16 protein-coding genes are annotated in these 20794 nt (G+C 53.4%); 5 read left to right on the forward strand and 11 right to left on the reverse strand.

Features of this window, described 5'->3' with window-relative positions; all coding sequences use genetic code 11:
- Positions 1-492: 492 nt before the first annotated feature.
- The 6 genes from BQ5453_RS00410 to BQ5453_RS00430 form a co-directional block, all read right to left on the reverse strand.
- Complete coding sequence (locus BQ5453_RS00410) at positions 493-1971, reverse strand: CotH kinase family protein (protein WP_071121671.1); 1479 nt, start codon at positions 1969-1971, stop codon at positions 493-495.
- A 204-nt stretch (positions 1972-2175) separates the two neighbouring features.
- The gene (locus tag BQ5453_RS00415; protein ID WP_071121672.1) at positions 2176-3678 is read right to left on the reverse strand and encodes a CotH kinase family protein; all 1503 of its coding nucleotides are present in this window, start codon (positions 3676-3678) and stop codon (positions 2176-2178) included.
- Positions 3679-4052: 374 nt separating this feature from the next.
- Positions 4053-4538, reverse strand: a complete 486-nt coding sequence (locus BQ5453_RS00420) for a CYTH domain-containing protein (RefSeq protein WP_071121673.1) — start codon at positions 4536-4538, stop codon at positions 4053-4055.
- A gap of 16 nt (positions 4539-4554) precedes the next feature.
- Complete coding sequence (locus BQ5453_RS14240; RefSeq protein ID WP_022102336.1) at positions 4555-4698, reverse strand: hypothetical protein; 144 nt, start codon at positions 4696-4698, stop codon at positions 4555-4557.
- 215 nt (positions 4699-4913) lie between these two features.
- A complete protein-coding gene (gene prfB, locus BQ5453_RS00425) occupies positions 4914-6032 on the reverse strand; it encodes a peptide chain release factor 2 (protein ID WP_022102335.1) in 1119 nt (372 codons plus the stop codon).
- 213 nt (positions 6033-6245) lie between these two features.
- Positions 6246-8093, reverse strand: a complete 1848-nt coding sequence (locus BQ5453_RS00430; RefSeq protein ID WP_071121733.1) for an AMP-dependent synthetase/ligase — start codon at positions 8091-8093, stop codon at positions 6246-6248.
- A gap of 1350 nt (positions 8094-9443) precedes the next feature.
- Here BQ5453_RS00430 and BQ5453_RS00435 point away from each other — a divergent pair.
- The 5 genes from BQ5453_RS00435 (at position 9444) to BQ5453_RS00455 (ending at position 14460) form a co-directional block, all read left to right on the forward strand.
- Positions 9444-9932 (forward strand): arginine repressor, encoded by a 489-nt coding sequence (locus BQ5453_RS00435; protein WP_071121674.1) that lies wholly within the window; start codon positions 9444-9446, stop codon positions 9930-9932.
- An 85-nt stretch (positions 9933-10017) separates the two neighbouring features.
- Positions 10018-10647, forward strand: a complete 630-nt coding sequence (locus BQ5453_RS00440) for a GNAT family N-acetyltransferase (RefSeq protein ID WP_071121675.1) — start codon at positions 10018-10020, stop codon at positions 10645-10647.
- Positions 10648-10705: 58 nt separating this feature from the next.
- Entirely contained in the window at positions 10706-11905 is a 1200-nt protein-coding gene (locus BQ5453_RS00445) for an argininosuccinate synthase (protein ID WP_071121676.1), read from the forward strand.
- Between the two features lie 207 nt (positions 11906-12112).
- Positions 12113-13081: an N-acetyl-gamma-glutamyl-phosphate reductase gene (gene argC / locus BQ5453_RS00450; protein ID WP_022102330.1), complete on the forward strand. Its 969-nt coding sequence runs from the start codon at positions 12113-12115 to the stop codon at positions 13079-13081.
- A gap of 233 nt (positions 13082-13314) precedes the next feature.
- Complete coding sequence (locus BQ5453_RS00455; RefSeq protein ID WP_071121677.1) at positions 13315-14460, forward strand: aspartate aminotransferase family protein; 1146 nt, start codon at positions 13315-13317, stop codon at positions 14458-14460.
- A 280-nt stretch (positions 14461-14740) separates the two neighbouring features.
- Here the strand turns inward: BQ5453_RS00455 and BQ5453_RS00460 are convergent, their stop codons facing one another.
- From BQ5453_RS00460 to BQ5453_RS00480, 5 genes are all read right to left on the reverse strand, one after another.
- Positions 14741-15160, reverse strand: a complete 420-nt coding sequence (locus BQ5453_RS00460) for a DUF1634 domain-containing protein (protein WP_071121678.1) — start codon at positions 15158-15160, stop codon at positions 14741-14743.
- Between the two features lie 20 nt (positions 15161-15180).
- Entirely contained in the window at positions 15181-16017 is an 837-nt protein-coding gene (locus tag BQ5453_RS00465) for a sulfite exporter TauE/SafE family protein (protein ID WP_071121679.1), read from the reverse strand.
- A gap of 239 nt (positions 16018-16256) precedes the next feature.
- Positions 16257-17372, reverse strand: a complete 1116-nt coding sequence (locus BQ5453_RS00470) for an OmpA family protein (protein ID WP_083361066.1) — start codon at positions 17370-17372, stop codon at positions 16257-16259.
- 227 nt (positions 17373-17599) lie between these two features.
- Positions 17600-20452: a M16 family metallopeptidase gene (locus tag BQ5453_RS00475; RefSeq protein WP_083361067.1), complete on the reverse strand. Its 2853-nt coding sequence runs from the start codon at positions 20450-20452 to the stop codon at positions 17600-17602.
- Between the two features lie 58 nt (positions 20453-20510).
- Positions 20511-20690, reverse strand: coding sequence for a hypothetical protein (locus BQ5453_RS00480; protein WP_071121680.1), 180 nt, complete (start codon positions 20688-20690; stop codon positions 20511-20513).
- Positions 20691-20794: the final 104 nt, after the last annotated feature.

Genomic DNA, 20794 nt, shown 5'->3' on the forward strand with positions numbered 1-20794 from the left:
GAATGATGCGATGAATGTTCATACACACAAATTAAAGGCTCACAGACAGCGCTAATTACACGCCTGTCTGTGAGCCTTTGCTTTTATCGCCTATGCGGGGACGAGGCTGCTGAAAAAACCGACGCAGCACGAGGCTGCTGAAAAAATTCCCGACGCGAGACGCGTCGCCCCCATTAGAGCTTGCGTTTGGTGGTAACGCTTGGTGCTTGCGTTTGGTGCTAGAAGAAGCGCGAACACTAATGGGGGCGACGCGTCTCGCGTCGGAAAAGATGCAATGAATGTTCCTACACATAAAATAAAGGCTCACAGATAGCGCTAATTACACGCCTGTCTGTGAGCCTTTGCTTTAATCGCCTATATGCAGCACGAGGCTGCTGAAAAAATTCCCGACGCGAGACGCGTCGCCCCCATTAGAGCTTGCGCTTAGAGGTTTTAGTGGTAGCGTTTGGTGCTTGCGTCCTAAATCAGCAACACAGCGCGCTACCAGCTAATTCAGCGCACCATCACACGTTCTGTGCGCAACAGCGCACCACCCTCCCCCATGTAGCGCACAACGTAGGCACCACGCAGGGCAGAGGCCGAACGCTGCCATTGAGCATACCCATCGGGGGAACCTGCAAAACACAAGCGGCCATCAACCGCATAAACCATCACACGCTGCACAACAGGCGAAGCCGTTACCCCATCAATGCCCGACACCAACGCATCAATTTGTGCATCAAGCCAAGGGATACGCGTCTCAAACCATTCCTTCACCTCCCGCACATTGGCAGCCACCGTGGGGAAACCACCTTCGGGGTCGGCAAGCAAACGGCTGGCGTCAATAGCCCGCCCATAATTGCGGGCAAGCGAGTCAGCCATTTCCGTCACACGCGCCATCAGTTTGGGGCGCACCTCCTGCCACACGTCAGCATACAGTTTTACCAATTCGGGACGGGCGAAACAAGCCGGACCATAAAACTGTCTGATTTCATGCACCGAAGCCCACTGCCCCGGCTTGCGGTAGTCCGTATCAAAATCCCACAGAGGCCCCATGCGCAAAGGCGCAGAGTAGCGGTCGTCCTTTATTACAAAAATGTTAGAGCCGCAGCCGTCCCAAGTGCCCAATATGTCGTGTGCCAGGAACCAAGCCATGAGCGAGCGCGTGTCAAACAAGTCGTCGATGGGCTGCCCGCCATACAAAGCGTCCTCAAAGTTGTTGAGCGTATTCTTAATGTAAGCATACGAGTCAGCATCAACCTCCGCCCCATCGGGATACTTAAAAGTGTAAGCCATCGTATACGGCAAGTGGCCAGTGTGCAGCGTGCTGTCGGTAGTGTTCCACCAGTAAGGGTCACACTCCATAATGTAGCCGCTGGCAGATATGTTGCAGCGCGACGGCCCCTCCTTCACCGTCTCGCTGAGCAAATACAAGCCGCGGTAGCGCCCGTTGAGCACAAGGTTCACATAGCGGCTCGCCGGCTTCCAGCCCAAGCCACACAAGCGGCTCACCTCTGGCCCGATGATGCTCTTAAAGTCCCTCGTAGTCAGTTGGTTGAGCAAGGCCCAATGCTTATTGTTAAACACACTGCTGCCCCGCTGCAGCAAATCGCTCTTAGCCTGCAACTTCACCTTGTAAGACGGATTTTCGTAGTAAGCACTGGTATTGCCACGCATACGCAACGTTATGCCCGAAGCATCAACCCTATAAGGGCCACTGTCGTAAAGCACCGAGTCGGCAAGCGTCATCACCATGCGCCCCGTCACAGTGGTGCGGTTAGTAATACCCATACCCGTACACCCCTCTGGTGCCGTCACAAAGTCACACGTAGGCAGGGAACCGTCCGTAGTAGTGACCGTCAGCACCGGAATGTTAAACGCAGGCAACATGGCCACCGTGTCGGCAGCCGTTTGCGCGCGTCCGGTCACAACGGCCAGGGTAGCAGCCCCCACAGCCATCAAGCGCATAAGTTGTTTGAAATGCCACATCATATATTAAGTAGGTGTTCAAAATTATTTTATACAATCAGTAGGTGTCATTTTCACATTGAAAGCACATTCTCGAGGTACATCTGTTCCCTTCGGCCTCGGTCACATAGCCCGCTATGCTCCCTCACCCGAAGGAAACATCTGCACCCCGATAATGCACTTTCAATGTAAAAATAATTTTGAACACCTACTTATGTTACAATAGCGTCAACGTTTCATCACCTCCTCAGTGCGCAGCACCTCACCATTACGCCCTATCGAGCGCAAGATGTAAGCCCCGGGCACAGACGTTTGGGTAGCACGCACCCATTTGGCACAAGCGTCTGGCGTACCCTCAAAACAGAGCCGGCCATCGGCAGCATACACCTTCATGCGCTGCACAGCCCCCATGGGGGCCGCCGTCATGCTACTGTCAGACTGCACCACCAGCAGATTCTCAATATGTTCGTCGAGCCAAGGAATGCGCTCGGCAAACCAATCCTCCACCGCCTTCGCGTTGTCGGCAATAGTGGGCAATGCCCCCCAACGGGCGGCCAGCACGCGACTTGAGTCAACAGCCTCGCCATAGTTAGTACACAGCGAGTCGACCACCGCCTTTACACGCTCTTGCAGCAAGGGGCGCACCTCACGCCACAGGTCCACATACTCCTGCACCAGTTCGGGCCGGCTGAAACACGCCGCGCCATAAAATTGCTGAATGCGGTGCACCGAGGCCCACTCGCCCGACCGCTTAAAGGTGCTGTCAAAGTCCCACAATGGTCCCATGCGCAAGCGCGAGTCCCTGCGGTCGTCCTTTATCAGGAACATGTTCGAGCCACAGCCGTCCCACGTGCCAAGAATGTCGTGTGCCAGGAACCAACCCATGAGCGAGCGCGTGTCAAACAAGTCGTCGATGGGCTGTCCGCCATACAGCGCGTCCTCAAAGTTGTTGATCGTGTTGCGTATGTAAGCAAACGACACCGCATCTATCTCGTCGGCATCAGGATATTTGAAAGTATAGCCCATGGTGTAGGGCAAGTTGTTCGAATGGAAATTACTGTCGTTCTTGGTCCACCAGTAAGAGTCGCACTCCGTCACATAGCCCTCGAGCGGCACATTGCAGCGTCCCTCGCTCTCCTTCACCGTTTCGATGAGCAAGTACACACCACGATAACTGCCATCAATCACCAGATTGACAAACCTGTTGGCCGGCTCCCATCTTGTGCCGCAGAGCATGGCCACCTGCTGCCCCACCATGGTCTTGAAGTCGCGTGTAGTCACTTGGTTGAGCAAGGCCCAATGCTTGTTGCGATAAATGCGCTCGCCACGCTGCAGGAGGTCGGCGCGTTGCTGCAATTTCAGTTTGTACGACGGAGTCAGATTGTAGGAACTTGTGTTGCCGCGCATGTGCAACGTGATGCCAGTCGAGTCGGGCTGGAAAGTGCCGCTGTCGTAGAGCAACGAATCGCCGAGCGTCATCACCAGTCGCCCCGTCACAGTGCTCTTCCGCACAATGCTCTTTCCCACGCAGCCGTCGGGGGGCGACACATAAGTACTCTTGGGCAGTTTGCCCTCAACAGTAGTAATGTTCATGAGCGGCAAGTTAATTTGGCGCAACTGGTCAACTATGCTGTCAGACTGGGCAGCCGTTTGCGCACGACTCGCCACACAGGCCAAAGCCGCAAAAGCCACTGCCAAGGCAAGACGAAAGGTATGTGTGATATAAAACATTGAAATGGATAGCTTTGTTTATGATAAAATGATAGGAACTTCGGAAACCGCAACAACAGGGAACGCAAGCATCAATGCAATGGGGCGACGCGTCCCGATGCTGCTGAAAGAATGCCCCGACGCGAGACGCGTCGCCCCCATTAGTGCTTGCGTTTCTTCAAGCACCAAATACTACCAACAAACGCTAACTCTAATGGGGGCGACGCGTCTCGCGTCGGGGCATTTTCCAGCAGCCCCACAACGTGTCACCCCATTAGTGCGTGCGTATTTTTAATGAATAATACGGCAGATAGTCAGAGCACAATATATCAGTGATATTGACGCTTCAACTATCTGCCGTTGTCAAGTAAGGTTCAGTCCCTCGGTGTGGTGAGTCAGAGCTTTTCGGCCTCCGTCCAATCCTTGTAGGGGTAAGTGCGCAACGACGAGTTGTAATACTTGCGGTCGCCCGTCACCTCGCGCCCCACAAAAGGCGCGCGCTCATAGTCCTCATGCTCGCTGCCCAGCTCCACCTCGGCCACCACGAGCCCCTGGTTGTCGCCATAGAACTCGTCCACCTCGTAGGTGTGGCAGCCAACGGGTACCAGCCAGCGCGTTTTGTCGATGATGCCAGGCTCACACAGCCGCATGAGCGACAGAGCCTCATCCTTGGTTATTTCCTTTTCAAATTCGTAGCGCGACAGTCCACCGTTGAGCGAGGGCCCCTTGATGGTGAGGTAGCCCTTGTCGTCGCGCAGCCTCACGCGCACCGTGCGCCCGCGCCCACTGCAGATGTACCCCTGCATGATGCGGCTGTGCGATGCGGATAGCGACTTGTAGTCGCCCACAACCAAAAATTTGCGTTCTATTTCGAGTGGCATACTTATGCAGTTATCATTACGCTTGCACAAAATAGTAAGCGGCCATTCCCAGCACGAGCAGCAAGAATAGTACACCCACTATGCCAAACATGACATTGCGTGCTTGTTTGCGTTCCATGGCCTCACGGGCCTTCTTTTTAATAGCATGTTTTACTTTCATGGTCATATAGAGTTTAATACGCGGGCAGAAATGGCACACGGGCTGTCATGCAGACGGGCAGGTCAGTCGAGTGCCTGCGTTCATTACCGGTTTGTCGTTAACACCTGCAAGTAGTGCAGCACCCCCCTGCTTGCCACCCCGTCAACCCATATTACTGCCAACGGTTAGAGTTAAATCAATTTACGTGCGTCAATCAATTCACACGGTGGCGGCACTTATTCGTTGCCCTTGTCGGCAAACTCCATAAGGTAAGCCTTAATAAAGCCATCGATTTTGCCGTCCATCACCCCGTTCACATCGCTCGTTTGAAAGCCCGTGCGGTGGTCCTTCACGCGTCGGTCGTCAAACACGTAGCTGCGTATCTGGCTACCCCACTCAATCTTCTTCTTGCCAGCCTCAATCTTGGCCTGTTCTGCCTTGCGCTTTTGCAGGGCACGGTCGTAGAGTTGTGAGCGGAGCAGACGCATGGCATTCTCACGGTTCTCAAGCTGCTTGCGGCTCTCGGTGTTCTCAATCAATATTTCCTCAGTCTCGCCAGTGTCGGGGTCGGTGTACTGGTAGCGCAAGCGCACACCCGTCTCCACCTTGTTCACATTCTGGCCACCCGCACCGCCTGAGCGGAAGAGGTCCCACGATATTTTAGACGGGTCGACATACACCTCGATGGTATCGTCCACCAATGGGGTGACAAACACCGATGCAAACGACGTCATGCGCTTGCCCTGCGCGTTGTAGGGCGACACACGCACCAGGCGGTGCACACCATTCTCGCTCTTCAGGTAACCATAGGCCGAGTCGCCCTCAATCTCCATAGTCACCGTCTTGATGCCAGCCTCATCGCCGTCTTGCAGGTGCGATATGTTGCACTTGTAGTCGTGCGCCTCGGCATAGCGCATATACATACGCATCAGCATCGAAGCCCAGTCCTGGCTCTCGGTGCCACCGGCACCCGAGTTAATTTTGAGCACACACGACATTTGGTCCTCCTCCTGGCGCAGCATGTTGCGCAGTTCGAGTTCCTCGATGGCCTCCATACACTTGCTGTAATTGTCGTCCACCTCTTCCTCGGTCACCATCTCCTCCTTGTAAAAGTCGAAGGCGAGGGCGAGTTCGTCAACAAGAGTCTTGACGTGCTTGTAACCTTCAATCCACTTTTCAATGCCCTTCACCTTCTTCATTTGTTCCTCAGCGCGTTTGGCATCGTCCCAAAATCCGGGGTCCTGTGTGCGCAGCTGCTCCTCTTCGAGCTGCATGGTTTTGGCGTCAATGTCGAGGTACTTGTAAAGGGCCGCCACGCGGTCCTGGGCATCTTTAAGTTGGTCAGAAGTTATCATTATATAGTCGTTATGTTTTTACTATTCAACAGCGGATTATCTGGTTAAGGGACTGACAAACTGTCGGGGTAACAAGTAAGCATACTGTACACCACTTGTTATGTTAAAGTCAGAGTGACGAGAAGCCCGAAAGGCTTGGCAAACTTACCTGTTACGCCGCAAACTTGTTTACTTGTCAACCATTTCCGCCTGCGCGTTATTCAATTCAGCGTGTCACGCCTTGGCAGCGGCCTCAGCCTCAGCCTCGGCATATATTTGTTCTATCTGTTCGGCATAATGCTCATACACCACGCGGCGGCGCACCTTGAGCGTGTTGGTCAGCTCGCCATTGTCCATGGTGAAGGGGTGCGGCAGCAGAATGAAGCGCTTTATCTGCTCGTAGTGGGCAAGATCCTGCTGCAGCGTTTCGATGCGCTCGGTGTAGAACTTTATTATAGCAGGGTGTGTGCATAGTTCCTCGCGCGATGCCACGCTGATGCCCTTGGTCTTGGCATAGTCCTCGAGCAACTTGTAGCTTGGCACAATGAGCGCACTCACAAACTTGCGTTTGTCGGCCACGATAACCGCCTGGTCAAAGTAGCGGTCGAGCACCAGTTTCGACTCTATCATCTGCGGGGCGATGTACTTGCCATTCGATGTTTTGAACAAATCCTTGATGCGCTCACGCAAAAAGAGTTCGCCATTCTTCATATATCCCGCATCGCCCGTGTGGAACCACCCGTCGGCATCGATGGCCTCCTTGGTCTGCGAGTCTTTTTTGTAGTAGCCCGGCGTGATGGTCTTGCCGCGGAGCAGTATCTCATTGTTCTCGCCAAACTTTATCTCTATCTTGTCAATAAGGCGGCCTACCGACCCTATTGTGACGGGCTTGCCCGGTATGTCGCACGACACGGTGGCCAGGCTCTCGGTCAGGCCGTAGCCCACCACCATGTTGATGCCGGCGGCATGGGCAAACACCTCCACCTCGGGTGACACAGCGGCGCCGGCTGTGGGGAAGAAGTTGGCACGCTCCAGGCCCAGCGTCTTGCGCAGCAGCTTGATAATGGTTTTGTCGTAAAGCTTGTACTGCAAGCTCAGGCCCATCGGGGCATTCTTGCCCTTCGCCTTGTAATTCACCCAGTAGCGCTTGCCCACCTCGAGTGCCTCGCGTATGAGTTTGCGCTCCATAAACGAGCCGTTCTCCATCTTTTCGAGCACAGCCTGGTACACCTTTTCCCAAAATCGGGGCACGGCACACATGCACGTGGGGTGCACCTCCTGCATGGAGCGCTGCACGTCGGCCGGACGCAGGTTGATGCACTGCAGTGCACCCTCGGTCAAGCCCAGATAACACCATGCACGCTCAAAGATGTGGGTGTAGGGCAGGAAGTTGAGAAACACATCGTCCTCGCTCAAGGGCAGCACGGCATCGTTCACACGGAAGCCCTCACGATACTGGCCGTAGGTGAGCATCACGCCCTTGCTCTGTCCGGTGGTGCCGCTGGTGTAGAGTATGTTGCACAGGTCGTCGTAGTTGGCATCGGCCTGACGCTTTTTGTATTCATCTTTCAAGGCCTCCGAAATGCCACCAGCCAGTTCCTGTTTCAAGAAATCGGCAAAGTACACCGACAGGTGGTCGGTGGGGTTTTTCTTCACCTTGGGGTCGAATATGATGATGCGCTCGAGCGTGCGCGCCACAGATATCACACTGAAAGCCACATCGTACTGCTGCTGTTCACCTACAAACAAGAAGCGCACCTGCGCATCGTTAAGCATGTAGGTTATTTGTGCAGCACTGCTTGTGGCATAGAATGGTATGGTCACCGCGCGTATGCCGTAGGCACCAAAGTCAACATAGTGAGTTTCGGGTTTGTTCTGCGAGAATACGGCAATATTCTCCTGCACTCCCACGCCCAGGCGCAACAGTGCAAAGGACACCTTTTGCACATTCAGGGCAAACTCTTTCCACGACACGGGCACCCACTTGTTGAGGTCGTAATCGCGATAACTGAGTGCGGCACGGTCGCCGTACTTTTTGGCTTGCTCAAGAATGAGCTTTGACAAGTGACAGATATTTTGCATAGCATGCAGTTTTTTGGGGGCAAGCCCAATGGCGAGGGATGCAAGCGCAACCGGCCAATGTGGCATACATATTATATATATGCGTGTGCCACGCGGACTTCCTGCCCCGTTAAAACGCCTTTTGCCGCCAATGCCCCACCCTAATGGTGCAACACCGCGGCTCTTTGCGTTTTTAGTAATTAAGGAAAGGATGTAAACATCTTTCACGCAAAGGTATTTATTTCTTTGCAAACGTACAACAAAATACGGGCTTATTTGTGCGCTCGTGCCACCAAGCGGCCAAGCGCCAAACGGGGTGCTGCCACGCGGTGCTACGACAGCGGGAGGGCGGTTTGCCCGTTACGGGAGAGCGGATTTTGCGTCGGACGGACTGATTTTCCGCCCTCCCGTAACCGAAAAACCGCCCTCCCGCAAGTGTTCCGCCCGTCTGCCGACGGTGTATGTCCCGTGGCCGACGAATCTGCTGCCACAAGGCGCATGGTGCATAACTTTATATTGCGGTCCGGTAAAACGCCGAAACGCAACTTTTTCCGTCTTAAACCCTTTATAAATAGGGCTTCATGCCCTTTATTTCAAAAAGTAAGCTCCTTTAGTTAACTGTACATAGCCGCAGAACTTTTATTGGCATAAAAGCGAATCACGAAATATGGCAGCGACCACGTTGCCCGTGACACCTTTTTATGCTTTGGAGTTTTACCAGAAAGCAATATGTTACAATCGCTCACGGATCGCACCGATAGCACGGATTTTTTTGCTTGTGCAACGTGCTTTAGCACCACGGAGATGACGGATTTTACGGATTTTGTGAGCATTGCATGCTCACTTCGCTATTAGCTCGTTGCTGCAACCAGGTACCTTACTACATAATCTGTGCTAACGTATTTTGCCACGGGTACGTTACGGGCCCCAATAGCGAAGTGAGCATGCAATGCTCACAAAATCCGTAAAATCCGTCATCTCCGTGGTGCTAAAGCACATTGCATAAGCAAAAAAATCCGTGCAATCTGTGCGATCCGTGAGCGATAATATCAGAATGGGTTAACCGCACAGCAATAATAACTTTATGCGGAATGTAGCGAAATATTATGCACATTATGCAATTTTTATTTGCATAACTCGTGCAAGTTGTAATATTATTTGTATATTTGCAGCATAATTACAAAACAAACACAAGCAGGTGTTCAAATTTATTTTTACATCGAAAGTGCGTTGTCGTGAAGCAAGTGCCTCCTTCGGGCAAAGGGCCATAGCGGGCCATGCCGCTTAAAGCGGAGGAGGCATATGCACCGGGCTACGCACCTGCGGCATAAAAACGGCGCCTGCTGATTGTATAAACACCTATTTATAAATATGAGCAACAGATTGCAGCGCCTTGAGGTGCTAAGAGTGATACTTGCCAGCAGCAACAACCTGAGCAGCCACGAGGAAATACTTGGCGAATTGGCCCAAAATGGCTGCCAGGTGACACAAGCCACCCTGTCGCGCGACTTGGCCAAACTGCACGCCACAAAAATTCTCACGCCCGACGGCTACCGCTACATACTGCCCGAAAGCCCCATGTACCACCGCACGGTGAAACCCGACGTTGTGCCGCACTATCTGCGCAACAGCGGTTTCTTGTCTATTGCCTTTTCGGGACACATGGCGGTGCTCAAAACACGACCGGGATATGCCGCCGGACTGGCATCGGACATTGATGCACACAAGCTGAGCAGCGTGCTCGGCAGCATAGCCGGCGATGACACCATTCTCATTATCATACGCGAGGACTGCACCCGACAGGAGTTTACCGACGAGCTGGGCAATGTGATACCGGCCTTGCGCAGCATCATTCTTTAACGACTATATGCACGCGCCAGGCGGTGCGTACAGCACTTACTTTACTGCATACTTAACACAACCCACAAATAAACTTAACAACGTAATGGAAGAATACGACGATGACATAAGAGTAGTCGTGGCAGACGCCAGCCACGAGAAATACGTCGACACCATACTTAAAACCATAACCGATGCTGCCAAGGTGCGCGGCTCGGGCATTGCAAGCCGCACACACGAGTATGTGGCTACCAAAATGAAGGAGCGCAAGGCTATTATAGCCCTCTACGGCGAGGAGTTTGCCGGCTTTTGCTACATCGAGAGTTGGGAGAACAAGCACTATGTGGCCAACTCGGGCTTGATAGTGGTGCCTAAGTTCCGCGGCCACCACCTGGCCACCCGCATCAAGCGCCTGGCCTTCTCGCTGAGCCGTGTGCGCTGGCCGCACGCCAAAATATTTGGTCTGACCAGTTCGGGCCCCGTCATGCGCATCAACACCTCGTTGGGATATGTGCCAGTGCCGTTCAGCGAACTGACGCAGGACGATGAGTACTGGAAGGGCTGCGGTACACCCGATGCGCCATGCTGCATCAACTGCGATGTGCTGGCACGCACCAAGCGCAAATACTGTGTGTGCACGGGTATGCTCTTTGACCCCGAACGCCACCCTGACGCCAAACTGCCGGTGGAAATTCCGCAGGACGTGCTCGACTTTATCAAAACGCACGAGGCGTAAGGGAACCATCACTTGACAATTTAATACAACACACAACACTCTCAACACGCTATATATCATGTCAAAGAAGAAAGTAGTGGTTGCCTTTAGCGGCGGCCTTGACACATCATACACGGTTATGTACCTGGCCAAAGAAAAAGGGTACGAGGTATATGCAGCCTGCGCCAACACGGGCGGCTTCAGCGCCGAGCAGCTCAAGACGAATGAGGAAAACGCCTACAAACTGGGTGCCACAAAGTATGTGACACTCGACGTAACACACGAGTACTACGACAAGAGCCTCAAGTTTATGGTGTACGGCAATGTGCTGCGCAACAATGTTTACCCCATCTCGGTGTCGTCGGAACGTATATTCCAGGGCATGGCCATTGCTCGCTATGCCAAGGAGATTGGCGCCGATGCCATTGCACACGGCTCAACGGGTGCGGGCAACGACCAGGTGCGCTTTGACATGACCTTCCTGGTGATGTGCCCCGACATGAAGATTATCACCCTTACACGCGATGGCAACCTGTCGCGCAAGGAGGAGGTGGACTACCTCAACCAGCATGGTTTCAAGGCTGACTTTACCAAACTTAAGTACTCGTACAACGTGGGTATTTGGGGCACGAGCATCTGCGGCGGCGAGATATTGGACTCTGCACAGGGGCTGCCCGAGAGTGCTTACCTCAAGCAGGTGACCAAGCAGGGCACCGAACAGCTCAAACTGACCTTCGAGAAGGGTGAGCTCAAGGCCATTAACGGCACACGCTACGACGACCCCATCGAGGCCATAACCAAGGTGGAGGAGATTGGCGCTGCCTATGGCATAGGCCGCGACATGCACGTGGGCGACACCATCATCGGCATCAAGGGCCGTGTGGGCTTTGAGGCTGCCGCACCGGCGCTTATCATTGGTGCTCACCGCTTCCTCGAAAAGTATACGCTCTCGAAGTGGCAGCAGTACTGGAAGGACCAGGTGGCTAACTGGTACGGCATGTTCCTGCACGAGAGCCAGTATCTCGAACCGGTGATGCGCGACATCGAGGCCATGCTCACCAGCTCGCAGCGCAATGTGAATGGTACGGTTATTCTCGAACTGCGTCCGCTTGGTTTCAGCACAGTGGGCGTGGACAGTCCCGACGACTTGGTTAAGACTAAGTTTGGCGAATATGGCGAAACACAGAAGGGCTGGACGGCTGAGGACGCCAAGGGCTTTATCAAGGTGCTCAGCACACCACTCAGAGTGTACTACGCTAACCACCCCGACGGGGAATAAGTAGGTGTTCAAAATTATTTTATACAATCAGTAGGTGTCATTTCCACATTGAAAGCACATTCTCGAGGCGCATCTGTTCCCTTCGCCCTCGGTCACATAGCCCGCTATGACCCCTCACCCGAAGGAAACATCTGCGCCCCGATAATGCACTTTCAATGTAAAAATAATTTTGAACACCTACTTAACTACGACAAAACGCTTCTTTACATGATACGAATTGGTATTATTGGCGGGGCCGGCTACACGGCCGGCGAGTTGTGCCGCATATTGCTCAACCACCCGGAGGCCGAAATCGTGTTTGTCAACAGCGAGAGCAACGCCGGCAACTTGCTGGCCGAGGTGCACGAGGGGCTGTATGGCGAAACGGATATGCGGTTTACCGACCAGCTGCCTTTTGACCAGGTGGACGTGGTGTTCTTTTGCTTTGGACATGGCAAGAGCACCAAGTTCCTGGCCGAACACTACATTCCGGCTGATGTGCGCATCATCGACCTGGCACAGGACTTCCGTCTGGAGTCGGACGACAATGACTACATTTACGGCTTGCCCGAACTCAACCACTCTAAGATACAGAATGCACTGCACGTGGCCAACCCGGGCTGCTTTGCCACTTGTTTGCAACTGGGCTTGCTGCCGCTGGCCGAGGCCGGACTGCTCAACGGCGATGTGATGGTTAATGCCATTACGGGCTCAACGGGTGCGGGGGTGAAGCCGGGGGCGACGACGCACTTTTCGTGGCGCTCGGGCAACATGAGCATCTACAAGGCTTTCGAACACCAGCATGTGCCCGAAATCAAGCAGTCGCTGCGCCAGTTGCAGCCGTCGTTTGACAGTGAGATTGACTTTATACCTTACCGCGGCGACTTTCCACGCGGCATCTTTGCCACGGAGGTTATCAAGTGCGATGCGCCCATCGACGAGATTGAGGGCTACTACCACGACTTTTACAGCGAGGCGCCGTTCACCTTCTACATTGACAAGCCGGTTGACTTGAAGCAGGTTGTCAACACCAACAAGTGTCTTATACATGCCGAACGTCACCGCGACAAGTTGCTCGTGACGTCGTGCATCGACAACCTGCTCAAAGGGGCGTCGGGACAGGCTGTGCAGAACATGAACCTTATGTTCGGCCTTGAGGAAACGACGGGCCTGCGACTCAAGCCTGTGGGATTTTGACGGGTATGGCCTATAAGGGCAAAAGCGCCAAACGCTAACACCAAACGCTAGCTCTAATGGGGGCGACGCGTCTCGCGTCGGGAAAATATGCAGCTATTATTTAGTAGAGACTGAATTTCCTTCCTTTATCTATCCCGACGCGGGACGCGTCGCCCCCATTAGTGCTTGCGTTTCTTCGCAGCGCAATTTTGGTGCGAACCAAGATCTGAAACTTCAATATAACATTGCTCAACATGACTTTATTTCCAGTATATCCACTCTTCGACATCAACATTGTGAAAGGCAAAGGCTGCCATGTGTGGGACGACAAGGGGCAGGAGTATCTTGACCTGTATGGCGGACACGCTGTGATTAGCATAGGACATTGCCACCCGCACTACGTTGACATGCTCACCAAACAGCTTAACACGCTGGGCTTCTACTCTAACTCGGTAATCAACACGCTGCAAAGCCAACTGGCCGAAAGGTTGGGACAGGTGTGTGGCTACCCGGACTATCAGCTGTTCTTGATTAACTCGGGGGCCGAAGCTAACGAGAATGCCTTGAAACTGGCTTCATTCCACACGGGACGCAAGCGCGTGCTGGCTGCGGGAAAGGCTTTTCACGGCCGCACCTCGCTGGCTGTGGAGGCTACCGACAATCCTAAAATTGTGGCACCTGTCAACAGCAACGGCCACGTGACTTTCTTGCCACTCAACGACTTGGCGGCCTTTGAGGCTGAACTGAGCAAGGGCGATGTGGCTGCGGTGATTGTGGAGTGCATTCAGGGTGTGGGCGGCATACGCATGGCCACGGCCGAATTTATGCAAGGGCTGCGCAAGGCTTGCGACAAGACGGGCACGGTGCTTATTTGCGACGAGATACAGTGTGGCTACGGCCGCTCAGGCAAATTCTTTGCTCACCAGCATCTTGGCGTGAAGCCGGACATCATTACTTGTGCCAAGGGTATTGGCAATGGTTTCCCGATGGGGGCAGTCATCATCTCGCCCAAGTTTGAGGCGGTGTATGGCATGTTAGGCACTACCTTTGGCGGCAACCACTTGGCTTGTACGGCGGCCCTTGCGGTGCTCGACGTGATTGAGCAAGAGCAGCTTGTGGACAATGCGGCCAAGGTGGGCGCTTACTTGATGGAGGAGCTTAAAAAGCTGCAACAAACCGATGCGCACATTGTGGACGTGCGCGGCGAGGGCCTTATGATTGGCATTGAATATGACCAGCCTATCAAAGCGCTGCGCAACGCGCTTGTACACGACGAGCATGTGTTTACGGGAGCGGCCTCAACCAACATTCTGCGTTTGCTGCCACCGCTTACGCTCTCGCTCGACGAGGCCAAACTGGCTGTGGAGCATATCAAGCGGGTGAGCAAGGTGCTCGATTAACACTTTCGTTTACAAACAAAGCAACCAACCTCTAATGGGGGCGACGCGTCCCGCGTCGGTAATTTATGTTTGAATCATTGATATTCATATACATTCATTACCGACGCGGGACACGTCGCCCCCATTAGTGCTTGAGTTTAGTGCTTGAGTTTGGTGCTTGCGTTTGGGAGTTGCGTCCGTTCGTATATTTGTGTTTTACCGGACAGAAAACGGGTTGACAAGTAAGACTATCCTTACCTGTCAACCCGTTAACCTGTTTACCTGTCAACCAGTCAACCCATCATTTGAAACCCTCGATAGAGTTGCTGATTATCACGGCCAGCACAATGGCGGTGATGATGGCGTAGAGCCAATCGCGGTCCTTCAAAAAGTCGATGAGCGAAAGGAGTACACGCATGATGGGGGTGAGTATGAGTATGAGCACACCAGTCTGTATCCAGCCCACCGCGGAGAACGAGGCAAGACCGGCAAAGATACCGCGCAAGGTGGTGTAATCGGCATGCGCTGCGGCATTGCCGTAACTAAAGTTTTGGTAGTCGGCAAGGTCGAATGGCTCACTGCCGTGGTTGACCAAATAGATGATGCCGCCCACAAAGGCTACAAGGCAGGCCAACGACACGCCTATGCGCAACGTGTTGCCCACAAGCTGCTGCATGTCGTACTTTTGGCGCTCAGCCGTTGATGTCGTATTGTTGTTCATTGTCAAATTGCTTTAGGTAGTTAATATTTGCCGCCGAAGCCTTGCCATATCATGTTGATGGCTACAAGCACGATGGCTATGCAGAATATCTGGCGCAGCACGCTCACATTGAGGCGCTTGAGCAGACGGGCACCCGTCAAGGCACCGAACAACACGCCTATCATGACGGGGCAGGCTATGCCGGGGGCTATCACGCCGCGCTGCACATATATGACGGCCGAGGCACAGGCGGTTACACCCATCATAAAGTTGCTGGTGGTGGTGCTCACCTTGAAGGGCACCTTCATCATGGCGTCCATGGCCAGCACCTTGAGCACGCCCGAACCTATGCCGAGTATGCCCGACAGCACACCGGCCACGTACATCACACCAAAACCGCCACCAACGTGGCGCAACTGGTAGCTCTTGACGGTGCCGTCCTTTTGGGGCCATGTGCCAAACAACTTGAGACGGCGGGCGGCCTCGGAGCCTACCACGCCGTCGTGGTCGCTCTTGCGGCGCTGCTGCATGGCAGCGGTGAGCAACAACACGCAACCGTAGATGACGGCTATGACGTTGTTGTTAAGATAGATGGCCACCGCAGCACCGCACACGGCACCTATGGTGGTGGCTATCTCGAGGAACATGCCAAGGCGAATGTTGGTGATGCCCTCCTTGACATAGGCTGAGCCTGAGCCGCTTGATGTGGCTATTGAGGCTACAAGGGCTGCACCTACGGCATAGTGAAAGTCTATGCCAAAGCCGAGTGTGAGCACGGGTATCACTACCACTCCGCCACCAAGGCCCGTGAGTGACCCTAACAGGCCGGCGCAGTAGGCTGCCAGCAGCAGTATCAGGGTGAATGCGAGTAAAGTCATTGCGTTTCTGTGTTATATTTATTTGTTATACTTGTCGTTATGTGCGCTTTCGGAGCGCAAAGTTAAGCATTTGCTTTTGAGTATGTGCGCCCTCCCGCCCATAAGATTGGACCGCGGCCCTGGCACTGCGCGCTTTGTGACAGCCATACAAAAAGCCCCCACAGTGATATACACTGCAGGGGCCAGCAAAAATGAAATCTTATGAAACGAATTAAAAGTCTATATGACTCTGCGAGAGTTTACTGTTCCTTAGCCACGCCAATTACCACGCGGTTTGAGTCGTTGTCTTTGAAAGGCTGTACGGTGTCGCCCTTGAAGCCTGAGGTGAGGCGTGAGGCATCGATGCCATACTTCTCGACGAGTATCTTCACTACGCGGGCAGCACGCTTTTCGGAGATGTTGCGGTTGATTTCGGCATTGCCTGTGCCGGCATCGGCATAACCCATCACTTCGGCCTTGGCTGTGGGGTGATTCTTCATCCACTGTGCAAAGTCGCGGAGCTTGCCTTCCTCGGTATCGCGCACGGCCGATGAGCCAATGGTGAAGAATACTTCGGTCTTGGTCTCTGCCAACTGACGCACAACTGGCTTTGGTTCGGGCTTGGGCTCGGGTTTAGGCTCGGGTCTGGGCTCGGGCTTGGGAGCTGGAGCGGGTGCGGGTGGCAGTAGAGCGGGTTCGCTGGGCTTTTCAGCGCGGCCGCGGCCTATCTTAAAGTTTACGCCGAGCAAGGCTTGCAACTGCCAGTCGCCCTTGCCGTTGAGCTTTGAGTTGAATCGGTCGTGCAGGTTGTTGGCAGTAACCTCGAGGTTGATGCCTACAACACGGCTCACCTCGGCGTCGAGCTGCATGCCCACACGGAAGTTGTGTACCAGGCGGTCGTCGTCCCAACGCAGGTTGAGGTTATTTTCGGCAGCGGTGTTGGCCATGCCGTTAAGGTCGTCGTTGTCCCAAGCATAACCAAGACCTACGCCACCAAGCAGGTAGGCGTTGAGCACATGGTGCTTTTTAGGTGCAAAGGCATTGCACAGGTTGAACATAAGGTCGAGGTTTGAGGTAACGAACTTGTAGTCGTACGTCTTTCCCAAACTCTTGAGTCCACCCTTTTCATTGATGCCGCTCACGTGCAGACGGGCGCCCACAACGGGGGTGAACATACCACCTACGCTCACGGCGCCAATAGGTGTGATGAGCTTTTTGGCATCGTAGTTGGTAAAGGTTACTTGACCGCCACCCTGTACGCCAACAAAGACGTAGGGGTAATCGGCCTTCTTTTCGCCGCTCTCTTGTGCAAAAGTGGCTTGTGTGGCCATGCCTGCCAGCAGAACTGAGGCCATTAGGGTCTTGAAGTTTATCATCTATTGGGGTTTTAATTGTTTCCTTTGCGCGCAAAGTTACATAATGTTTTGATATGTTGCAAAAGTTTGAGAGCGTTTCTATATACCGCAGGCCCGTAAAATGTGGCACTTGTCGCTCTGATGCGCACAAAACACTACCCACAAGCGGATATACAACACAAAAGGAGCGCAACCCGCAGGCGCGCTCCTTTTGTTAAATATATTAAGTTAATAGCATCAAGCAGTCATTACTTGGTGCCGTCCTTCTCGGTCATGTCGGTTGGACGCATCGACACAGTGATGCAGTTGTTCTGCTTGAGCAGCACGATGTTGACAAAATCCTGAATATCCTTCGGCGTGATGCTCTTGAGGGTAGCCTCGTAGTTGGTGCGGAGGTCCTTGCCCCAGAGTGTCTTTTGCATGATGAGTCCGTGCCAGTACTCGTTCTTCTTCTGGTTGTCGGCATAGTCCTTGAGTTCGAAGGTTATCACCTTGCTGAGTTCGTCGGCTGTTACACCCTTGGTGGCGATGTCGTTAATGCCTTGCTTCATGAGCAGCAGGGCTGAGTCGAGTTTGGCGGGCTTTACAGGGCACTGTGTGATAATTTGGTAGCTGTCGTACTTGCCAAAGTCGGCCTGTCCGTCGGTTGACACGCTGTAAGCTATGCCGGCGTCCTCGCGAATGCTCTTGAGATAACGCTGTGTAAGCACGGCGCCAAGGGCGTTGACCACGGCAGCCTCCTTCATAGAATAAGGAGTCTTGCCCTGATACATCTGCACGATGATGGCCTGCGGTGTCTCCATGGCACGGAAGAAGTTGTTGCTGCGGGCACCGTCTACGGGGTCGTTCTTTACGTCAACATACTTCTCGCGGCTCTTTACGCCCTTGAGCGGTGCGATGTACTGTTCGGTGAAGGCGCGGAGTGAGTCTACGTCGATGGCTCCAGTAAAGTAGAAGTCGAAGTCGCCGGCTGCGTTGAAGCGCTCAGCATAGAGCTTCTTGATAGTCTCGTAGTTGGCTTTGTCCAGATCGGCACGCTTGAGGCCATCGCACAAGGGGTTGTGGTTGTAGATGGTGTTGACGAGCGAGTCGCTGAAGGCCTTCATGGGCTGCTTTTCAGCATTTTCGAGCGCTGACTTGAGGTAAGACATCGTGTTGTCGTAAGCATCTACATCGTTGGCGGGAGCCTGGAAACGGAGGTAGATGAGTTCGAAGAGCGTGCGGAGGTCCTTGGGAGTGGCAGAGCCTGCGATGTTCTCGGTAAGGTTGCCCAGATTGATGCTGCAGCTTACTTGCTTGCCGGCAAGTTTCTTTTGCAACTCGGTGCTTGTAAAGTTGCCAACGCCAGTTGAGTTCATCACAGTGGGGAGGAGCTTGGTGTTGACGCGGTCCTTGGTGATGATGCTGTTGTTACCGCCAAAGCTGGTGGCAGCAAACTGCACCTCAGAGTCGTTGTAGTCAGTCTTTTTGTAGAACACGCGTGCGCCGTTGGGCAGTGTCCAGCAGGTGTAGCCAAAGTCGGCCTGCGTTTCCTTGGCTATCTTGCCCTTCTTGGGCAATACTGGCACGAGGGGCTCGTTCTTTACATTGTCAACATAAGCCTCCACCTTGGCAGCTTTGGCAGCAGCAATGGCCTGCTTGAACTGGTCGGCAGTGGGCACTGTCACGCCCTCCTTGTCGGGGTACATGGCCAGACACACAAAGTTGGTGTCGGTGCGGGCAGTGAGTTCTTTGAAGAGGTCTGACGCTGCGGGGGCCGTCATCTGCATCTGGCCCATTTGCTGTGCAAGCATCTTGTAGGTGTTGTACTCGTCCTCTACTGATGGTATGGGGTCATTCTCGAGGAAGTGACGCACATACTGCGGCACGTAGAAACCGTTCTGCTGCTTCTCGCGGTTGTTGTAGATAGTCTCTATACCGCTGAGGAACTCCTCGCTGGCACGGTTTATCTCGGTGGCAGTAAAGCCAAACTCGCCGGCGCGCTTAACCTCGGTCATTACGGCCTCGAGTGCCTCCTTGTCCTTGCCGGGTTTGGGCAGGATGTAAATGGTGTAGGCGTCCTTAGTCTTGGCTATGATATAGTTGCCATCTGAGGCCTGTGCCGTAATAAAGGGGCAGTCGGGCTTTTGTGCAGCCTCGTCAAGACGTGCGTTGATGGCGCTCGAAGCCAAAGTCTCAAAGTACTTTACAGTGAGATATGCCGGCGTGTTCTTATATTCGTCGGGCACGAGGTGGTCGTGCTTGAACAATATTTCGATAACAGCCTGGCTCTGCTCCTTGTCCTTGTCGATGATGTAAATGGGCTGGTTGGTGTCGGGCACGGGGTAGTGCTCGTAAGCAGCGGCGTTTTCGGGCATCTTGATGGGCGAGAAGAGTGCCTTTATCTTGGCCTCAACCTTGTCGACATCGATGTCGCCCACAATGATGATGCCCTGCAAGTCGGGGCGGTACCACTTCTCATAATAGGCACGCAGCTCGGCGGGCTTAAAGTTGTCAACCACGCTCATCAAACCGATGGGGAAGCGGTGGCCATAGCGTGAATTGGGATAGAGGGCGGGCAGATTGCGCTCGAAGATGCGGCTTGAGGCACTTGAGCGCATACGCCATTCCTCGTGAATGACACCGCGCTCCTTGTCAATCTCCTTGGGGTCGAGCGTCAAGCCATCGGCCCAGTCGTGCAGAATGAGCAGGCACGAGTCAACATTGCTGTCGGTTACGGGCACATCGTCAATGTTGTACACTGTCTCGTCGGTTGAGGTGTAGGCATTGAGGTTCTGGCCGAACTTCACACCGATGCGCTCACAGAACTTGATGAGCTTGTCGTCGGGGAAATTGTCTGTACCGTTAAAGCACATGTGCTCGAGGAAGTGGGCCAGACCGCGCTGACTTTCCTCCTCCTGCACCGAGCCTACCTTCTGTGCGATGTAGAAGTTGGCACGGTTTTCGGGCAGATTGTTGTGACGGATATAATAAGTCAATCCGTTGGGCAATTTGCCTATGCGCACAGCCTTGTCTACGGGCAGCTGTGGCATTTGCTGGGCCATCACTGGCACTGCGATGAATGCCACGAGCAACAGCCATAAAGCTTTGAGTTTGTTCATTGTTATTAGGTATTTGATAATTACTTTTGATAATATGACGCGGGCAAAGGCGGGTTTGCTACAAAAAGAGGCCGTTTCTTTTAGCAATCTCCAACAATTCACTGTCGTTCCTCTCTGTCAAATAGCTCTTCATCATTTGATACAGATCGCTGATCACAGCCTCGTCCTTTATATTATATATGAGCATGATAAGCTCGTTCTTTAGGGGTTCGTCAGGGTTCAGTGTCAGTGTAGCCATAGTTGTACGTTTATATCATTATGCTATCTATCACTGCAAAAGTAGGCATTTCCGCTTACACTTGCTCTAATTACGAAAAACATTTTGTAAATTCGCGACAAATT

It is taken from the genome of Prevotellamassilia timonensis (assembly GCF_900106785.1).
GTDB classification, from domain to species: domain Bacteria; phylum Bacteroidota; class Bacteroidia; order Bacteroidales; family Bacteroidaceae; genus Alloprevotella; species Alloprevotella timonensis.